We start from the raw sequence: 17,859 nt of genomic DNA, 5'->3' as shown, positions 1-17,859 counted from the left end.
GGTGCCTCAGGACTCCTGGGTGACGGAGACGAGCACGTCGTCGCCGATGATCTTTACGGGGTATACGGGTACGGGCCGCGTGGCGGGTAGCCCGGACGGCTTGCCGGTGCGCAGGTCGAAGCTGGAGCCGTGCAGCCAGCACTCGATCTGGCAGTCCTCGACCTCGCCCTCCGAGAGGGAGACGTTCGCGTGCGAGCACACGTCGTTGATCGCGAACACCTCGCCCGCGGTGCGCACCACGGCGATCGCCGTGCCGTCGAGTTCGACCCGCCGGGGCGTGTCGTCCTCCAGCTCGGCCACCGCGCACGCGCGGACAAAACCTGGGGCCGTGGTCATCAGACGGACGCCTCCAGCTCCGCGTCGATCTTCGCCATCAGGCGCTCCTCCAGGTCGGGCAGGCCGATCTGCTGGACCAGCTCGCCGAAGAAGCCGCGCACGACCAGCCGGCGGGCCTCGGCGGCGGGGATGCCGCGGGCCATCAGGTAGAAGAGCTGCTCGTCGTCGAAGCGGCCGGTCGCCGAGGCGTGGCCGGCACCGGCGATCTCGCCGGTCTCGATCTCCAGGTTCGGGACCGAGTCGACCCGCGCGCCGTCCGTGAGGATCAGGTTGCGGTTGAGCTCGTAGGTGTCGGTGCCCTCGGCCGCGGCGCGGATGAGGACGTCGCCGATCCAGACCGCGTGCGCGTCCTTGCCCTGCAGCGCGCCCTTGTAGGTCACGTTGCTGCGGCAGTGCGGCGTGTCGTGGTCGATGAAGAGCCGGTGCTCCTGGTGCTGGCCCTCGTCCGTGAAGTACAGGCCGAAGAGCTCGGCGTCGCCGCCCGGGGCGCCGTAGATGACCCGCGGGTGCAGCCGGACCACGTCGCCGCCGAAGGTGACGATCACGGACTTGAAGCTCGCGTCCCGGCCGACCAGCGCGGTGTGCTGCGCGACGTGCACCGCGTTGTCGTCCCAGTCCTGGACCGAGACGACGGTGAGCTTGGCGCCGTCGCCGATCAGGTACTCGACGTTGGCGGCGAGCGTGGCGTCACCGGTGTGGTCGATGACCACGACGGCCTCGGCGAAGGCGCCGATCTCGATGACCTGGTGGCCGTAGGCGGTGCCGCCCTCGCCGTGCACGGCGATCCGGACCGGCTCGGTGAGCACGAGGTCCTTGGGGATCGAGACGACCGAGGCCTTCTCGAAGGAGCTGAACGCCTGGGCCACGACCCGGTCCGCGGGCTTGCCGGCCTTGCCGACGCGGGCGTCGGTGCGGTCCACCGACTCGACGGTGACACCCTCGGGGGCGGTCACGTCGACGCGCAGGCCGCCGTCGGCCTTCGCGGTGCCGTCGTGCAGGCCGCGCAGCCGCTCCAGAGGAGTGAAACGCCACTCCTCCTCGCGGCCGTGCGGCACCGGGAAGTCGGCCACGTCGTAGGACGGCGAGGCGCTGACCCGGGCATCGGCGGGGTGGCCCACCGTGATGGCACCTTCGGTGGTGCTGCCGGCAGGGATGTTGTCAGCCATGGCTTGTCGTACTGCTCTCTTTCTGGAGAAACGTCGACTACGAGTCTCTGGAGGAACGTCGTCGCGTCGCCGGTGGTCGGCTGTCGGACCGCACGGGCGCGCCAGCGCGCCCGTGCGGGGACGTCGTACTAACCGACGGAGCCTTCCATCTGCAGCTCGATCAGGCGGTTCAGCTCCAGCGCGTACTCCATCGGCAGCTCGCGCGCGATCGGCTCGACGAAGCCGCGCACGATCATCGCCATGGCCTCGAACTCGGTCATGCCGCGGCTCATCAGGTAGAAGAGCTGGTCGTCCGAGACCTTGGAGACGGTCGCCTCGTGGCCCATGGACACGTCGTCCTCGCGGACGTCCACGTACGGGTACGTGTCCGAGCGGGAGATCGTGTCGACGAGCAGGGCGTCGCAGAGCACGTTGGACTTCGAGCCGGACGCGCCCTCGCCGATCTCGATGAGACCGCGGTAGGAGGTACGGCCGCCGCCGCGCGCCACGGACTTCGAGACGATGTTGGACGACGTGTTCGGCGCCATGTGCACCATCTTGGCGCCGGCGTCCTGGTGCTGGCCCTCGCCCGCGAAGGCGATGGACAGGGTCTCGCCCTTGGCGTGCTCGCCCATCAGGTAGACGGCCGGGTACTTCATGGTCACCTTGGAGCCGATGTTGCCGTCGACCCACTCCATCGTGGCGCCCTCGTAGGCGACCGCGCGCTTGGTGACCAGGTTGTAGACGTTGTTCGACCAGTTCTGGATGGTCGTGTAGCGGCAGCGGCCGCCCTTCTTCACGATGATCTCCACCACGGCGCTGTGCAGCGAGTCCGAGGAGTAGATCGGCGCGGTGCAGCCCTCGACGTAGTGGACGTAGGCGTCCTCGTCGACGATGATCAGCGTCCGCTCGAACTGGCCCATGTTCTCCGTGTTGATACGGAAGTAGGCCTGCAGCGGGATGTCGACATGCACGCCCTTGGGGACGTAGATGAACGAGCCGCCGGACCACACGGCCGAGTTCAGCGAGGCGAACTTGTTGTCGCCCACCGGGATGACGGTGCCGAAGTACTCCTGGAACATCTCCGGGTACTGCTTCAGCGCCGTGTCGGTGTCGAGGAAGATGACGCCCTGCTCCTCCAGGTCCTCACGGATCTGGTGGTAGACGACCTCGGACTCGTACTGGGCGGCGACACCGGCGACGAGGCGCTGCTTCTCGGCCTCCGGGATGCCCAGCCGGTCGTAGGTGTTCTTGATGTCCTCGGGCAGGTCCTCCCAGGAAGCGGCCTGCTTCTCGGTGGAGCGCACGAAGTACTTGATGTTGTCGAAGTCGATGCCGCTGAGGTCCGAGCCCCAGGTGGGCATGGGCTTCTTGCCGAACAGCTTCAGACCCTTCAGCCGCAGCTTCAGCATCCACTCCGGCTCGGATTTCTTCGCGGAGATGTCGCGCACGACATCCTCGTTGATTCCACGCCGGGCGTTGGTGCCGGCGGTGTCCGAGTCGGACCAGCCGAACTCGTACGTGCCCAGCCCATCGAGTTCCGGGTGCGTGGTCTCCGTGGGAGCAGTCATGCGGGGTTCCTCCCGGCCGTACTGGCGGATGCGTTATTCACTGCGGTGGTGGTATTCACTGCGGTGCTGGTATCTGGTGCGGTACTGCTTCTCACTGCGCTGCCGACCTGCTGGTGGTGCGGGTGCCGCGGAATGTACGTCGTGCAGACGCCGTCGCCGTGGGCGATGGTGGCCAGCCGCTGGACGTGGGTTCCCAGCAGGTGGGAGAAGACCTCGGCCTCCGCCTCACACAGCTGCGGGAACTCCTCGGCGATGTGCGCCACCGGGCAGTGGTGCTGGCAGAGCTGCTCACCGGCGGGCTCCCGTGCGCCGGCGGCGGCCGACGCGCTGCGGGTGGTAGCAGCGTACCCGTCCTCGCTCAGGGCCCTGGCGAGCGCCTGGGTGCGCTGGGCGGGCTCCGCGGCGTCGACCGCGGCCCGGTAGCGGTCCGCCTGCTTGGCGACCCGGGCCCGGGCGAACGCGGTGACCGCGGCATCGCCCGTCTCCCCGCCGCCGGCGGACTGCGCGATCCAGCGCAGCGCGTCGGCCGCGATCTGGTCGTACGCCTGGTCGAAGGCGTCGCGGCCGCAGTCGGTGAGGGCGAAGGCCTTGGCGGGGCGCCCACGGGTGCGCGCTCCGTAGACCCGCTGCTCACGCGGCTCGACGATGTTCTCCGCGACGAGGTGGTCCAGGTGGCGGCGGACGGCGGCCTGCGTGAGGCCCAGCCGCTCCGCGAGGTCGGCGGTGGTCGACGGGCCGTGGTCCAGGATGGACCGGGCGACCCGGTTGCGGGTGCTCCGCTCCCCGGTCGTCTGCTCCTCCTGAGCCGCGCCGACGTTTTTCACAACTTCATTGTTGCGTAATTCATCGGGCCCCGGCAACCCGCGTCGGATTCGACCCGCGGTGGAGTTCGTCACTTAGGCAAACCTAAGTTGACCTGCGCATTCGCGTGAACAAGATCTATTCCCCGGGTATTCCCCGCGCGCGCCGTCCACCGGGTCACCGGGCCGGTTCTGAGCGCGCGGCGGCGCTCCCTAGACTCACGGGTATGCGAAGCGGCAGCACCAGTCAGCCACCGGCCGTCGAGATCGCCGGCCTGGTCAAGCGGTACGGCGGCAAGACCGCGGTGGACGGCCTCGACCTGTCGGTGGCGGCCGGCTCGGTGACCGCCGTGCTCGGTCCGAACGGCGCCGGCAAGACCACCACCGTCGAGACCTGCGAGGGCTACCGGCGCGCAGACGCCGGGAGCGTGCGGGTGCTGGGGCTCGACCCGGCCACCGACGGGGCAGCGCTGCGGCCGCGCATCGGAGTGATGCTGCAGTCGGGCGGGGTGTACCCCGGGGCCCGCGCCGAGGAGATGCTGCGGCACACCGCCGCGCTGCACGCCCGCCCGGTGGACCCCGCGCTGCTCATCGAGCGGCTCGGCCTGGAGTCCTGCGGCCGCACCACGTACCGCCGGCTGTCCGGCGGGCAGCAGCAGCGGCTGGCGCTCGCCATGGCCGTCGTCGGCCGCCCCGAGCTGGTCTTCCTCGACGAGCCCACCGCCGGCCTGGACCCGCAGGCCCGCCGCGCCACCTGGGATCTCGTACGGGAGCTGCGGGCCGACGGGGTGACGGTCGTCCTGACCACGCACTTCATGGACGAGGCGGAGCAGCTAGCCGACCAGGTCGTGATCATCGACCGCGGCCGGTCGATCGCCCACGGCACCCCCGAGGAGCTGTGCCGGGGCGGCGCCGAGAACACCCTGCGCTTCACCGGCCGTCCCGGCCTCGACCTCGTCTCGCTGCTCAAGGCCCTGCCGGACGGCACCGCGGCCGCCGAACTGACGGCGGGCAGCTACCGGATCGAGGGCGCGATCGACCCCCAGCTGCTGGCCACCGTCACCTCCTGGTGCGCGCAGCACGGCGTCATGCCGGACCGCCTGGCGGTCGAGCGCCGCACACTGGAAGACGTCTTTTTGGACTTGACCGGCAAGGAGCTGCGCGCGTGACGACGGCAGAGAAGAGGGCCGCCGAGGCCGCCGGGACGTTCGCTCCCGACCCGGGCGCGGCGCCGCTGTCCCGCATGATCGGCGCGCAGACGGCGTTCGAGACGAAGATGCTGCTGCGCAACGGTGAGCAGCTGCTGCTGACCGTCGTGATCCCGGCCCTGCTGCTCGTCCTGTTCAGCGCCGTCTCCATCGTCGACACCGGCACGGGCAAGGCCGTCGACTTCCTCGCCCCCGGCATCCTGGCGCTCGCCGTGATGTCCACCGCCTTCACCGGCCAGGCCATCGCCACCGGGTTCGAGCGCCGCTACGGCGTGCTGAAGCGGCTCGGCGCCTCGCCGCTGCCGCGCTGGGCGCTGATGACCGCCAAGACCGGCTCCGTGCTGGTCACCGAGGTGCTGCAGATCGTGCTGCTGACGGCGATCGCGTTCGCGCTGGGCTGGTCGCCGCACGGCAACCCGCTCTTCGTCGTGCTGCTGCTCCTGCTGGGCACCGCCGCCTTCTCCGGGCTCGGCCTGCTGATGGCCGGCACGCTCAAGGCGGAGGCGACGCTCGCCGCCGCGAACCTCGTCTTCCTGCTGCTGCTGGTCGCCGGCGGCGTCATCGTGCCGCTGGACCGCTTCCCCGGCGCGGCGCGGGACGTTCTGGCGCTGCTGCCCGTCTCCGCCCTCTCCGACGGGCTGCGCGACGTGCTGCGGGACGGTGCGGGCATGCCCTGGGGCGACCTCGCCATCCTGCTGGTCTGGGCGGTCCTGGGGCTCGGCGCGGCGGCGCGCTTCTTCAAGTGGGAGTGACGCCCGGCGGGAGTGCCCTCAGCCCGGGGTGATGCAGTCGACGAAGCGGGCGAACTTCCTGTCGTGCGAACCGGCCGCCACGAACGCGTCCGCCGGATGGTCGACGAGGCGGCACATGTCGTAGCGGACGCTGGCCGGCAGCTCCGCGCCCGCGGCGGGCCGGTACTGGTGGGCCCCGGAGAGCTGGCACATGTCGTACCGCACCAGCGGTCCCGCGGGGCCGATGTTGTAGCGGTGCGCGGTGAGGCCGTCCGAGTACTGCCGGTAGGACTGGGACGTGTCGTCGCAGTCGTTGAAATGGACCGTGCCGCTGTTCCACTCGCAGTCGATGACCACGACCGCCGGGTCGCGTATCTCGAAGCGGATGTCCTCGGCGTGGAAGCGCTGCACGGAGTCGAAGTGCGAGGGGCGCGGGAAGCGGAAGAAGGCGCTCTCGAACCCGTACTCGGGGTGGGGCGTCGGGCGGCGGCCGGTGATGATGTAGCTGCCGCTGCGGCAGGTGATCGAGCCGCCGTAGGGGAACTCCAGGAAGTTGCCCCAGTCGTAGGTGACCGTCATGTCGGTGAACCAGTAGTTGAGGAACTGGTCCTGCTGCTCGCGCTTCTCCGACCGCTTGGAGAGCCCCGAGTACAGGAACGCCTTGCGGTAGGCGCCGCCCACCCGGCACGCCTCCCAGCGCATCTCCGAGTTGTTGTTGCTGCCGTCCAGGGCGAGGCCGTACTCCCACTCCCCCATCCACTCGCACTCCGAGAAGCGGTAGTTCTGGGCCCAGCCGGTGGAGTACGAGGAGAAGAACGACGCGCCGGGCGTGCCTGAGGTGAAGCGCAGCCCCTCGAAGGAGATGTTGCTCCACATGTTGTTGTTGCGGCACAGGTAGGCGTCCTTGGCCGACTCCGGCGCGAAGACGATCTCGCTGATCCGCATCCCGGCGCCCCGGAACCGCAGGCCGCTCGCGCGCTTGTCCGGCTTGTCGCCGGCGAGCAGCGCGCCCGGCTTCTTCACCAGGTACACGCCCGGCGGCACGTCGATGACGGTGTGCCCCACCCCGCCGGAGATCCGCGACTCGGCGTAGGCGTAGGCGGCGGCGAAGGCCGCGCTGTCGTCCGTCCTGCCGTCGCCCTTGGCGCCGAAGTCGGCCACGACGTCCGCCACGCCGGGGTGGTCGGAGCTCCCCTGGGCCGCGGCGGGCGCGTTCCACTCCCCGCTCGCGTACCCCGCGATGCCCGCTCCGGCGACGACGGCGGCGCCTCCGTAGAGCATTCTCCGCCGGTTGACCGAACCGCTCTTGTCGGTTGTCATATTTCCCCCAGTCGCGGATCCTCCGCTCGATGGTAAGGGTGCGGGCGGCTGCCGACCCCTCGTGAAATGTTGCACAAGCGGCCGCCTACGATGGACGGGTGCCGAAGTCGCTCGAAGTCGCCCGTAATCCCCTCGCCCACATCGCCCGCCGCTGGACCCCGTCCCCGGTGACGGTCCAGCGGGCCTGCGCGGCCGCCCTCGCGATGGCCGTGGTCATCGTGGTGACCGGCGGGGCGGTCCGGCTGACGAGTTCGGGGCTCGGCTGCCCGACCTGGCCCAAGTGCACCGACGAGAGCCTGACGACCACCAGCGACATGGGCCTGCACGGCGTCATCGAGTTCACCAACCGGATGCTGACGTACGTGCTGTGCGCGGCGGTCGGCTGGGCGATCATCGCGGTGCGCTCGCAGAAGCCGTGGCGGCGCAGCCTGACCCGGCTCGGCTGGGCCCAGTTCTGGGTGGTCATGGGCAACGCGGTACTCGGCGGCATCACGGTGCTGACCGGCCTGAACCCCTACGTGGTCGCCGGGCACTTCCTGCTCTCCAGCGCGCTGATCACGGTCGCCGTGGTGACCTGGCAGCGGGCCCGCGAGGGTGATGGTCCGGTACGCCCCCTGGTGGGCAGGCCGGTACAGCAGCTGGCGTGGGTGCTGACCGCCTGCTGCGCGCTGCTGATCGCGGTGGGCACCGTCGTGACCGGCGCGGGGCCGCACGCGGGCGACTCCGCCGAGGTGCACCGCATCCCGATCGACTGGAAGACCGTCGCCCAGCTCCACGCCGACCTCGCCTGGGTCGTGGTGGCCCTGACGCTCGCGCTGTGGTTCGTGCTGCGCGCCGTGGACGCCCCGGCCGGCCCGAAGGCCCGGACGCGGGACCTGTTCCTCGTGCTGCTGGCGCAGGGCGCCATCGGCTACGTGCAGTACTTCACGCACCTGCCGGAGGTGCTGGTCGGGCTGCACATGCTCGGCTCGGCGCTGATCTGGATCGGGGTGCTGCGGGTCGCGCTGTCGATGCGCGAGCGCCCGGCGGAGCAGCCCGGCATCCCGGGCCCCGCCCAGTCCGGCTCCGCCCTCGCCTCAACGGTCTGACCCGGCGCGCTCCCGGCCGCGGCCGGGGCGCCCCTGAAGCCCGTACACCCGCCGCGCGTTCCCCGCGGCGATCAGCCCCGCGACGCGCCGCGCGTCGGCCGGCGTCCAGGCCCCGTCGGCGACCCAGTCGGTGACCAGCCGCTCCAGCGCCTCGCGGAAGAGCCGGGCGCCGATCACGTACAGCTCGGGCAGCGCGTACGCCCCGGTCGAGAAGAGCACCTTGCCGAAGGGCGCCAGCTCCAGCGTCTCGGCCAGCGCCGAGGCCACCGGTGCGGAGCCGATGTCCGTGTAGACGTGCGGGAAGGCGGCCGCCAGCCGGGCGGCGGGCCGGTGGCCGGGGAACCCCCGCAGCAGCACCACGTCGGTGCCCAGGCCCGCGGTGGCATGCAGGAACGGGGTGAGCCGCAGCGGATCGGCACCGACGGGGCCGCGGATCTGCAGCGGCCGGCCGGTCGCGACGGCGTTCCACACCAGGTGGCGCAGCAGCACCGGGTCGTCGAGCCGTTCACCGGCCGCCCGCCGGGCCAGCCACGCCCCGGCCGCGTGCCGCACCGGGCCCGCGTCGGGGGGCCCGGCCGGGAACCCGGGCGGGCAGGTGTCGGCGACGGAGAAGGCGATAGCCGTGCGCGCCGCCGTGTGCACCGCCTCGGCGACGTTGGCCAGGAACGCCCCGACGGTCCCCGAGGTGTCGGCGACCTGCTGCGCGAGCGGTTCCAGCCGGACGGTCTCGTACGCCGGGGCGGCCGCGGCCGAGCCCAGGTCCTTGGGCGAGGTGAGGTCGGGGGGCGGCGGCGCGGCGGGCACCGGGCCGTCGGCACCGCTCCCTGCCGGGTCCACCAGGTAGGCGCCGATCCCGGCGCCGCGCAGCAGCCGCCGGGTGGCCTCGTACGCGCCCAGGTCCCGGCGTCCGGCCAGGTAGTGGGCGGGGGTGCAGTGCGGTTCCAGGCCCAGCAGGGGCGGGCACCAGCGGCGTACGGCGAACCCGGCGGGGCTGTCGAAGAGCGTGGTGCCGGGCGCGGCGGTCCCCGCCAGGAGCGCCTCGAACGAGCCGAGGCCCAGCTCCCCGGGGACCACCCCGTGGCAGTGCGCGTCCACCAGGGGTGGAAGCTCCAGCATCACTGACTCCTCGCGCCGCCGGGCGGGACCGTTTCCCATGGTCCCTAACGTGCGGGCGCCGCGTCAGGTGTTGCTGGGACCGCCCAGCTGGATGCCGGCCATCCGCGACCACTCGTACGGACCCGTGCGCACCTTGGCGGCGAACTCGCCGTCGAAGTCCTCGTGCACGCTCACGCCGGAGCGCTCGACGGCCTCGCGGGCGATGGCGTACGTCGGGGCCACCAGGTCGCCCCACTCGCCGTTCTCGCCGACGAGGACGATGCGGGTGCCGGCCTCGCCGATGTAGGCGATGTTCGCCTCGGCGCCGCCGCCGTGGCTCTTGGCGAAGGCGTGGATCTGCTTCGTCAGCCGGGCGGTGCGGCGCTCGGCGCGCGGGTCCGCCTTCGGGGTCTCTTCCACGGTGTTCTGCGCGGTCTCAGCCATGAGGCAGATGCTACCCGTCAGTAATCAGTGAAGGAAAGGATCGACGGCCACGACGACGAAGAGCAGCGACAGATAGGTGATGGACCAGTGGAACAGCCGCATCTCCTTCAGCTTCGCGCCGCTGACCCCGGCCTTCGCGCGGCTGTACAGGCCGTGCGCCTCCTTGAGCCACATCGCGCCGAGCAGCACCGCGGCCACCGGGTAGAGCCAGGACGTCTCGTTCAGCGGCCACCACAGGGTCAGCGAGACGAGCACCATCACCCAGCTGTAGATCACGATCTGCCGGGCGACCACCAGGTTGCCGGCCACGACCGGCAGCATGGGCACGCCCACCCGCTCGTAGTCGTCCTTGACCTTCATCGACAGCGGCCAGTAGTGCGGCGGCGTCCAGAAGAAGATCACCAGAAAGAGGACCAGCGCGGCCCAGGAGACGGAGTTCGTGACCGCGGACCAGCCGATGAAGACCGGCATGCAGCCCGCGATGCCGCCCCACACGATGTTCTGCGCGGTGCGGCGCTTGAGGCCGAGCGTGTACACGAAGACGTAGAAGAGGATGGCCGTCAGCGACAGCGCCGCCGACAGCGTGTTGACCAGGACCGCGAACCAGACCGTGGAGACCACGGAGAGCGCGATGCCGAAGACCAGCCCCTCGCGGGGCGACACCATGCCGGTGACCAGCGGACGCTGCTCGGTGCGGTGCATCAGCGCGTCGATGTCGCGGTCGATGTACATGTTCAGCGCGTTGGCGCCGCCCGCCGAGAGGTAGCCGCCCACGACGGTCGTCAGCACCAGCCACAGGTCCGGGACGCCACCCGCCGCCAGGAACATCACCGGAACGGTGGTGATGAGCAGCAGCTCGATAATGCGTGGCTTGGTCAGCGCCACGAACGCCATGACGCGAGCCGCGAACGGCCGCCGTCCGTGGCTCGTCCCGATGACCCCTGCGGGTCGGGATTCGACGGCCGTCACAAACACCCCTGGGGAAGGATTAAGTCCAGCAAGTCCCGGTCCCAGACGTGAAGGTCCGGTAAGTCCTTGCGCGTACCACGCCACTGTAGACGTAGGGAATACTCCGCCCGCCCCGGGGGGTGACCCGTGTTGCCGCCGGTCCTTCGCCGCACGTTCAGCAGGCGAACCCGCGCGGGCCGGGGCAGGCTGTCAGTATCCCGGCATGCCGGGAATGGCCGTGCCGGGGTCCTGGTTGCCCGAAGAGGTGCCGGGAACCTGCCCGAGCAGTGCTCCGGACGCCGAACGGTAGGTCGAACAGCCCGCTCGAAAAGGTGCACGTGCCTGCGGCGGTAGGCTCGACCACGCCGGGTAGGCGCCACGTCACCGGTATCTCAACATGTGGAAAGGAGCCCTGAAGCAGGGTGAGCAGCAAGCCGACCACCACAGACCTTGAGTGGACCGATCTGGACAAGCGGGCCGTTGACACCGCTCGCGTCCTGGCCATGGATTCCGTGCAGAAGGTCGGCAACGGCCATCCCGGCACGGCCATGAGCCTCGCGCCCGCCGCGTACCTGTTGTTCCAGAAGCTGATGCGGCACGACCCGTCCGATCCCGACTGGACCGGCCGCGACCGCTTCGTCCTCTCGGCCGGTCACTCCAGCCTGACGCTCTACACCCAGCTCTACCTGGCCGGGTACGGCCTGGAGCTGGACGACCTGAAGGCGTTCCGCACCTGGGGCAGCAAGACCCCGGGGCACCCGGAGCACGGCCACACGGTCGGCGTGGAGACCACGACGGGTCCGCTCGGCCAGGGCATCGCCAACGGGGTCGGCATGGCCATGGCCGCCCGCTACGAGCGCGGCCTGTTCGACCCGGACGCCGAGGCGGGCACGTCCCCCTTCGACCACACCGTCTGGGTCATCGCCGGTGACGGCTGCCTGCAGGAGGGTGTCTCCGGCGAGGCGTCCTCGCTGGCCGGGCACCAGAAGCTCGGCAACCTCGTGCTGCTGTGGGACGACAACCACATCTCCATCGAGGGCGACACCGAGACCGCTGTCAGCGAGGACACCCTCAAGCGCTACGAGGCGTACGGCTGGCACGTCCAGCGCGTCGAGCAGCTGCCCAGCGGCGACCTGGACCCGCAGGGCCTGTACGAGGCACTGGCGGCGGCCCGGGCCGAGACCTCGCGCCCCTCGTTCATCGCGGCCCGTTCGATCATCGCCTGGCCGGCCCCGAACGCGCAGAACACCGAGGCCGCGCACGGCTCGGCGCTGGGCGACGAGGAGGTCGCCGCGACCAAGACCGTGCTGGGCTTCGACCCCGCGAAGACCTTCGAGGTCGACGACGCGGTGCTGTCGCACACCCGCGCGGCGGCCGACCGCGGCCGTGAGGCGCACGCCGTCTGGAACAAGCGGTTCCAGGAGTGGCGCGACGCCAACCCGGAGCGCGCCGCCGAGTTCGACCGCATCAACGCGGGCGAGCTGCCCGACGGCTGGGAGAAGGCGCTGCCGTCCTTCGAGACCGGCAAGAGCCTCGCGACCCGTGCCGCCTCCGGCAAGGTCCTGCAGGCGCTCGGCGCGGTCGTGCCGGAGCTGTGGGGCGGCTCCGCCGACCTCGCGGGCTCCAACAACACCACGATCGACAGCGGCTCGTCCTTCCTCCCGGCGGGGAACCCGCTGCCGGAGGCCGACCCGTACGGCCGCACGGTGCACTACGGCATCCGTGAGCACGCCATGGGCTCGACCATGAACGGCATCGCGCTGCACGGCAACACGCGCATCTACGGCGGCACCTTCCTGGTGTTCTCCGACTACATGCGCCCCGCCGTGCGACTGGCCGCGCTCATGCAGCTGCCCGTCACGTACGTGTGGACGCACGACTCCGTCGGTCTCGGCGAGGACGGCCCGACGCACCAGCCGGTCGAGCACCTGTCCGTGCTGCGCGCCATCCCGGGCCTGAACATCGTCCGTCCGGCCGACGCCAACGAGACGGCGATCGCCTGGCGCGAGATCCTCAAGCGCCACGCGTCCAAGCCGGCCCCGCACGGCCTGGCGCTCACCCGCCAGGGTGTGCCGACCTACCCGGCCAACGAGCACGCGGCCAAGGGCGGCTACGTGCTGTTCGACTCCGAGGGCGGCCGTCCGCAGGTCATCCTCATCGCCACCGGCTCCGAGGTGCAGCTGGCCGTCGAGGCCCGCGACGCACTGCAGGCCGACGGGATCCCGACGCGGGTCGTCTCGATGCCGTCCGTCGAGTGGTTCGAGGAGCAGGACCAGGCGTACCGCGACAGCGTGCTGCTGCCGGACGTCAAGGCGCGCGTCGCGGTCGAGGCCGGTATCGGCCTGACGTGGCACCGCTACATCGGCGCGCAGGGCCGGATCATCAGCCTGGAGCACTTCGGTGCCTCGGCCGACGCCAAGATCCTGTTCCGCGAGTTCGGCTTCACGGCCGACGCCGTCGCCAACGCCGCACGTCAGTCCATCGACGCCGTCGACGCCGTCACCCGCTGACGCACCGCATACGACCAGTAGGAGATGTAATTCCATGACAGACGCACTCAAGCGCCTCTCCGACGAAGGCGTCGCGATCTGGCTGGACGACCTGTCCCGCAAGCGGATCACGTCAGGGAACCTGGCCGAGCTCATCGACCAGCAGCACGTCGTGGGCGTCACCACCAACCCGTCGATCTTCCAGAAGGCGATCGCCGGCGGCGAGGGGTACGAGACCCAGCTCACCGACCTCGCGGCCCGCGAGGTCACGGTCGAGGAAGCCATCCGGATGATCACCACGGCGGACGTCCGCGACGCCGCCGACATCCTGCGGCCGGTCTTCGACCGCACCGACGGCCAGGACGGCCGGGTCTCCATCGAGGTGGACCCGCGCCTGGCCCACAACACCCGGGCGACCGTCGCCGAGGCCAAGCAGCTCGCCTGGCTCGTCGACCGGCCGAACACCCTCATCAAGATCCCGGCGACGCTGGCCGGCCTGCCCGCCATCGCCGAGGTCATCGGCAAGGGCATCAGTGTCAACGTGACGCTGATCTTCTCGCTGGCCCGCTACCGCCAGGTCATGGACGCGTACCTGGAGGGTCTGGAGAAGGCCAAGGCCTCCGGCCTGGACCTCTCGAAGATCCACTCCGTCGCGTCCTTCTTCGTGTCCCGCGTGGACACCGAGATCGACAAGCGGCTCGACAAGCTCGGCGGCGACCGGGCCAAGGCGCTCAAGGGCAAGGCCGCGCTGGCCAACGCCCGGCTCGCCTACCAGGCGTACGAGGAGGTCTTCTCCTCGGACCGCTGGAACGCGCTGGAGAAGGCGGGCGCGAACAAGCAGCGTCCGCTGTGGGCCTCGACCGGTGTCAAGGACCCCGACCTCCCGGACACGCTGTACGTGACCGACCTGGTCGCCCCGAACACGGTCAACACCATGCCGGAGGCCACCTTGGAGGCCACGGCGGACCACGGCGAGATCTCCGGCGACACCATCAGCGGGCGGTACGAGCAGGCCCAGGCCGACATCGACGCGCTGGCGGGCCTCGGCATCTCGTACGACGAAGTGGTGCAGCTGCTCGAGGACGAGGGCGTCGAGAAGTTCGAGGCCGCGTGGAACGAGCTGCTGGAGTCCACCCAGGCGGTACTCAAGCGTCAGACGCCTTCGGAGGCATGAGTTGAGCAGCAGCAATCCGCTGCGTGACGCACAGGACCGGCGGCTCCCGCGTATCGCGGGGCCGTCCGGCCTGGTCATTTTCGGCGTCACGGGCGATTTGTCCCGTAAAAAGTTGATGCCTGCCGTCTACGACCTCGCCAACCGCGGGCTGCTGCCGCCGGGCTTCGCGCTCATCGGCTTCGCCCGGCGGAGCTGGGAGGACGAGGACTTCGCGCAGGAGGTCCACGACGCGGTCAAGGAGCACGCCCGCACGCCCTTCCGCGAGGAGGTCTGGCAACAGCTCGCCGAGGGCTGCCGCTTCGTGCAGGGCGAGTTCGACGACGACACCGCCTTCGAGAACCTGAAGGCGACGATCGACGAACTCGACAAGGCGCGCGGTACCGGCGGCAACTTCGCCTTCTACCTCTCCGTGCCGCCGAAGTTCTTCCCGAACGTCGTGCAGCAGCTCAAGAAGCACGGCCTGTCCGAGGGCCCGGGCGAGTCCTGGCGCCGCGCGGTCATCGAGAAGCCGTTCGGCCACAACCTGGAGAGCGCGCAGGAGCTGAACCAGCTCGTGCACGACGTCTTCCCGCCCAACGAGGTCTTCAGGATCGACCACTACCTGGGCAAGGAGACGGTCCAGAACATCCTGGCGCTGCGCTTCGCCAACACGATGTTCGAGCCGATCTGGAACCGGTCGTACGTCGACCACGTGCAGATCACGATGGCCGAGGACATCGGCATCGGCGGCCGGGCCGGGTACTACGACGGCATCGGCGCGGCCCGTGACGTCATCCAGAACCACCTGCTGCAACTGCTCGCGCTGACCGCGATGGAGGAGCCCGGCTCCTTCCACCCCAAGGCGCTGGTCGCCGAGAAGCTCAAGGTGCTCGGCGCCGTCGAGCTCCCCCAGGACTTGGGCGCGCACACCGTGCGCGGCCAGTACGCGCACGCCTGGCAGGGCGGCGAGGAGGTCGTGGGGTACCTCGAGGAAGAGGGCATCGACCCCAAGTCGAAGACCGACACCTACGCGGCCGTCAAGCTGGAGATCAACAACCGCCGCTGGGCCGGGGTCCCCTTCTACCTGCGCACCGGCAAGCGGCTCGGCCGCCGGGTCACCGAGATCGCGGTGGTCTTCAAGCGGGCCCCGTACCTGCCCTTCGAGGCCGGGTCCACCGAGGAGCTGGGGCAGAACGCCCTGGTCATCCGGGTGCAGCCGGACGAGGGCGTGACGGTGCGCTTCGGCTCGAAGGTGCCGGGAACCTCGATGGAGGTCCGGGACGTGACGATGGACTTCGCCTACGGCGAGTCCTTCACCGAGTCCAGCCCGGAGGCGTACGAGCGGCTCATCCTCGATGTGCTGCTCGGCGACGCCAACCTCTTCCCCCGTCACCAGGAGGTCGAGCTGTCCTGGAACATCCTCGACCCGATCGAGAAGTTCTGGGACACGCACGGCAAGCCCGCCCAGTACGCCTCGGGCACCTGGGGACCGGTCGAGGCGGACGAGATGCTCGCACGAGACGGTAGGAGCTGGCGCCGGCCATGAGGATCGATCTGACGGACACCACGTCGTCCCGTATCAACGCCGGGCTCATCGACGCCCGCCGCGCCATCGGCACACCGGCCGTCGGCATGGTGCTCACCCTGGTCATCGTCACCGACGAGGGCAGCGCCTACGACGCCCTCAAGGCGGCCAGCGACGCGTCGCGGGAGCACCCGTCCCGCATCCTGGCCGTCATCAAGCGGCCCGGCCGCTCACCGCGCGACCGCGCGATGGCGCGGCTGGACGCCGAGGTGCTGGTCGGCTCGGACTCCGGCACCGGTGAGACGGTCGTGCTGCGCATGCACGGGGAGCTGGCCAACCACGCCGAGTCCGTCGTGCTGCCGCTGCTGCTGCCGGACGCCCCGGTGGTGGTGTGGTGGCCGGAGGAGTCCCCCGGCAGCCCCGCCGAGGACCCGCTGGGCCGGCTCGCGCAGCGCCGGATCACCGACGCGGCGGCGGCCGAGGACCCGGTGGCCGCGCTCAACGAGCGGGCCGCCGCGTACGCCCCCGGCGACACCGACCTGGCCTGGACCCGGATCACGCCGTGGCGCAGCATGCTGGCCGCGGCCCTGGACCAGAAGCACACCAGGATCGCCTCCGCGACCGTGGAGGGCGAGGCCTACAACCCGAGCACGGAACTGCTCGCGCTGTGGCTCGCCGACCGGCTGCGGATCTCGGTGGAGCGCAAGGTCTCCGAGGGGCCCGGCATCACCGGCGTCCAACTGGTCACCGCCGACGGCGAGATCCGGCTGGACCGGGCCGACGGCTCGCTGGCCGAGCTGGCCATGCCGGGGCAGCCGGACCGTCACGTGGCGCTCAAGCGCCGCGAGACCTCCGAGCTGATCGCCGAGGAGCTGCGGCGGCTGGATCCGGACGACATCTACCGGTCGACGGTGAAGTTCGGCGTCGGCCGGCTGACGGAATCCGGGTCGCAGGCCTCGGAGGAGCCGGTCGAGGCGGTGGAGCTGATCACCCCCGCCAAGCCCGCCAAGGCGGCCGCGGCCCCCGCGGCCAAGGCTCCCGCGAAGAAGGCCGCGCCCGCGAAGAAGGCGGCCGCCAAGGGGACGGGCTCGTCATGAGCACCCCCCAGGTCGTCGTCCACCGCGACAAGGAGCTGATGGCGAAGGCCGCGGCGGCGCGGCTGATCACGAAGATCGTGGACGCCCAGTCCGCCCGCGGCTCCGCCTCGGTGGTGCTCACGGGCGGGCGCAACGGCAACGCGCTGCTCGCCGCCCTCGCCGCGTCCCCGGCGCGGGACGCGGTGGACTGGGCGCACCTCGACCTGTGGTGGGGCGACGAGCGGTTCGAGCCGGAGGGTGACGCCGAGCGCAACGTCACCCAGGCCCGGGAGATCCTGCTCGACGCGGTGCCGCTCGATCCGGCGCGGGTGCACGCCATGCCCGCGTCCGACGGCGCCCACGGCCGGGACGTCGACGCCGCGGCGGCCGACTACGCGGCCGAGCTCGCCAAGGCGTCCGGGCCCGAGGACCACGGCCCGGTGCCGACGTTCGACGTGTTGATGCTGGGGGTCGGCCCCGACACCCACGTCGCGTCGCTCTTCCCGGAGCACCCGGCGGTGCGGGAGACGGAGCGGACGGTGGTGGGCGTGCACGGCGCGCCCAAGCCGCCGCCGACCCGGATCTCGCTGACGCTGCCGGCGATCCGCGCGGCGCGCGAGGTGTGGCTGCTCGCGGCGGGCGAGGACAAGGCGGGCGCGGTCGCGATGGCGCTGTCCGGCGCGGGCGAGATCCAGGCGCCGGCGGCGGGCGCCCGCGGCCGGCGCCGCACGCTGTGGCTGCTGGACCGGGCCGCGGCGGCGGAACTGCCGCCGCAGCTGTACCCGCCGGCTTCGGCCTAGCGGGCGCTTCCCGTAGGACGACGGCCGCCGGCCGGGGGGGGGGGGGGGCCCCGCCGCGCCGGGGCGGGGGGGGCGGGAGGGGGGGGCCCGCCCGCCCCCCCCCCCCCCGCGGGCGGGGCGCCCCGGGCGT

Annotated in this window: 16 protein-coding genes; 8 read left to right on the top strand and 8 right to left on the bottom strand. The window is 71.2% G+C overall.

Annotated elements, in window-relative coordinates; genetic code table 11:
- Positions 1-6 precede the first annotated feature (6 nt).
- The 4 genes from ABZ721_RS21085 to ABZ721_RS21070 all read right to left on the bottom strand — a co-directional run bounded on the left by ABZ721_RS21085 (position 7) and on the right by ABZ721_RS21070 (position 3,876).
- On the bottom strand, positions 7-336 hold the full coding sequence (locus ABZ721_RS21085) for a non-heme iron oxygenase ferredoxin subunit (protein ID WP_358790169.1): 330 nt from the start codon (positions 334-336) through the stop codon (positions 7-9).
- A complete protein-coding gene (gene sufD, locus ABZ721_RS21080; protein ID WP_358790168.1) occupies positions 336-1,502 on the bottom strand; it encodes a Fe-S cluster assembly protein SufD in 1,167 nt (388 codons plus the stop codon). Before sufD ends, ABZ721_RS21085 begins: the two co-directional genes overlap by 1 nt.
- Positions 1,503-1,630: 128 nt before the next feature.
- Positions 1,631-3,052 (bottom strand): Fe-S cluster assembly protein SufB, encoded by a 1,422-nt coding sequence (gene sufB, locus ABZ721_RS21075; RefSeq protein WP_358790167.1) that lies wholly within the window; start codon positions 3,050-3,052, stop codon positions 1,631-1,633.
- Positions 3,049-3,876 carry a MarR family transcriptional regulator gene (locus tag ABZ721_RS21070; RefSeq protein WP_358790166.1) on the bottom strand — a complete coding sequence of 276 codons (828 nt, stop codon included), beginning with the start codon at positions 3,874-3,876 and terminating at the stop codon, positions 3,049-3,051. The genes sufB and ABZ721_RS21070 overlap by 4 nt, the downstream gene beginning before the upstream one ends.
- A 203-nt stretch (positions 3,877-4,079) precedes the next feature.
- Between ABZ721_RS21070 and ABZ721_RS21065 the strand changes: the two genes are divergently transcribed.
- Positions 4,080-5,021 (top strand): ABC transporter ATP-binding protein, encoded by a 942-nt coding sequence (locus ABZ721_RS21065; RefSeq protein WP_358790165.1) that lies wholly within the window; start codon positions 4,080-4,082, stop codon positions 5,019-5,021.
- 74 nt (positions 5,022-5,095) lie between these two features.
- Positions 5,096-5,812, top strand: coding sequence for an ABC transporter permease (locus ABZ721_RS21060; protein WP_358790275.1), 717 nt, complete (start codon positions 5,096-5,098; stop codon positions 5,810-5,812).
- Positions 5,813-5,830: 18 nt separating this feature from the next.
- Here the strand turns inward: ABZ721_RS21060 and ABZ721_RS21055 are convergent, their stop codons facing one another.
- The gene (locus ABZ721_RS21055) at positions 5,831-7,111 is read right to left on the bottom strand and encodes a glycosyl hydrolase family 28-related protein (RefSeq protein WP_358790164.1); all 1,281 of its coding nucleotides are present in this window, start codon (positions 7,109-7,111) and stop codon (positions 5,831-5,833) included.
- Positions 7,112-7,209: 98 nt separating this feature from the next.
- Between ABZ721_RS21055 and ABZ721_RS21050 the strand changes: the two genes are divergently transcribed.
- Positions 7,210-8,199: a COX15/CtaA family protein gene (locus ABZ721_RS21050; protein ID WP_358790163.1), complete on the top strand. Its 990-nt coding sequence runs from the start codon at positions 7,210-7,212 to the stop codon at positions 8,197-8,199.
- Here the strand turns inward: ABZ721_RS21050 and ABZ721_RS21045 are convergent.
- The 3 genes from ABZ721_RS21045 to ABZ721_RS21035 all read right to left on the bottom strand — a co-directional run bounded on the left by ABZ721_RS21045 (position 8,188) and on the right by ABZ721_RS21035 (position 10,707).
- Complete coding sequence (locus tag ABZ721_RS21045; RefSeq protein WP_358790162.1) at positions 8,188-9,315, bottom strand: amidohydrolase; 1,128 nt, start codon at positions 9,313-9,315, stop codon at positions 8,188-8,190. The genes ABZ721_RS21050 and ABZ721_RS21045 overlap by 12 nt on opposite strands.
- A gap of 63 nt (positions 9,316-9,378) precedes the next feature.
- Positions 9,379-9,738: a hypothetical protein gene (locus ABZ721_RS21040; protein ID WP_358790161.1), complete on the bottom strand. Its 360-nt coding sequence runs from the start codon at positions 9,736-9,738 to the stop codon at positions 9,379-9,381.
- Positions 9,739-9,762: 24 nt separating this feature from the next.
- Complete coding sequence (locus ABZ721_RS21035) at positions 9,763-10,707, bottom strand: heme o synthase (RefSeq protein ID WP_358790160.1); 945 nt, start codon at positions 10,705-10,707, stop codon at positions 9,763-9,765.
- Positions 10,708-11,108: 401 nt separating this feature from the next.
- Here ABZ721_RS21035 and tkt point away from each other — a divergent pair, with 401 nt between their 5' ends.
- Genes tkt through pgl form a run of 5 tightly spaced genes read left to right on the top strand, consistent with a single transcriptional unit; the run spans position 11,109 to position 17,729 of the window.
- Positions 11,109-13,196, top strand: coding sequence for a transketolase (tkt, locus tag ABZ721_RS21030; protein ID WP_358790159.1), 2,088 nt, complete (start codon positions 11,109-11,111; stop codon positions 13,194-13,196).
- Between the two features lie 34 nt (positions 13,197-13,230).
- A complete protein-coding gene (gene tal / locus ABZ721_RS21025; RefSeq protein ID WP_358790158.1) occupies positions 13,231-14,349 on the top strand; it encodes a transaldolase in 1,119 nt (372 codons plus the stop codon).
- Between the two features lies 1 nt (position 14,350).
- On the top strand, positions 14,351-15,874 hold the full coding sequence (gene zwf / locus ABZ721_RS21020) for a glucose-6-phosphate dehydrogenase (protein ID WP_358790157.1): 1,524 nt from the start codon (positions 14,351-14,353) through the stop codon (positions 15,872-15,874).
- Positions 15,871-16,950: a glucose-6-phosphate dehydrogenase assembly protein OpcA gene (gene opcA / locus ABZ721_RS21015; protein WP_358790156.1), complete on the top strand. Its 1,080-nt coding sequence runs from the start codon at positions 15,871-15,873 to the stop codon at positions 16,948-16,950. The genes zwf and opcA overlap by 4 nt, the downstream gene beginning before the upstream one ends.
- Positions 16,947-17,729, top strand: coding sequence for a 6-phosphogluconolactonase (gene pgl / locus ABZ721_RS21010; protein WP_358790155.1), 783 nt, complete (start codon positions 16,947-16,949; stop codon positions 17,727-17,729). The genes opcA and pgl overlap by 4 nt, the downstream gene beginning before the upstream one ends.
- The last annotated feature ends 130 nt before the right edge of the window (positions 17,730-17,859 follow it).

Origin of the sequence: Streptomyces sp. NPDC006733 (genome assembly GCF_040636125.1) — a bacterium.
Taxonomy (GTDB): Bacteria; Actinomycetota; Actinomycetes; order Streptomycetales; family Streptomycetaceae; genus Actinacidiphila.
This window is presented reverse-complemented; position numbering and strand designations above follow the sequence as displayed.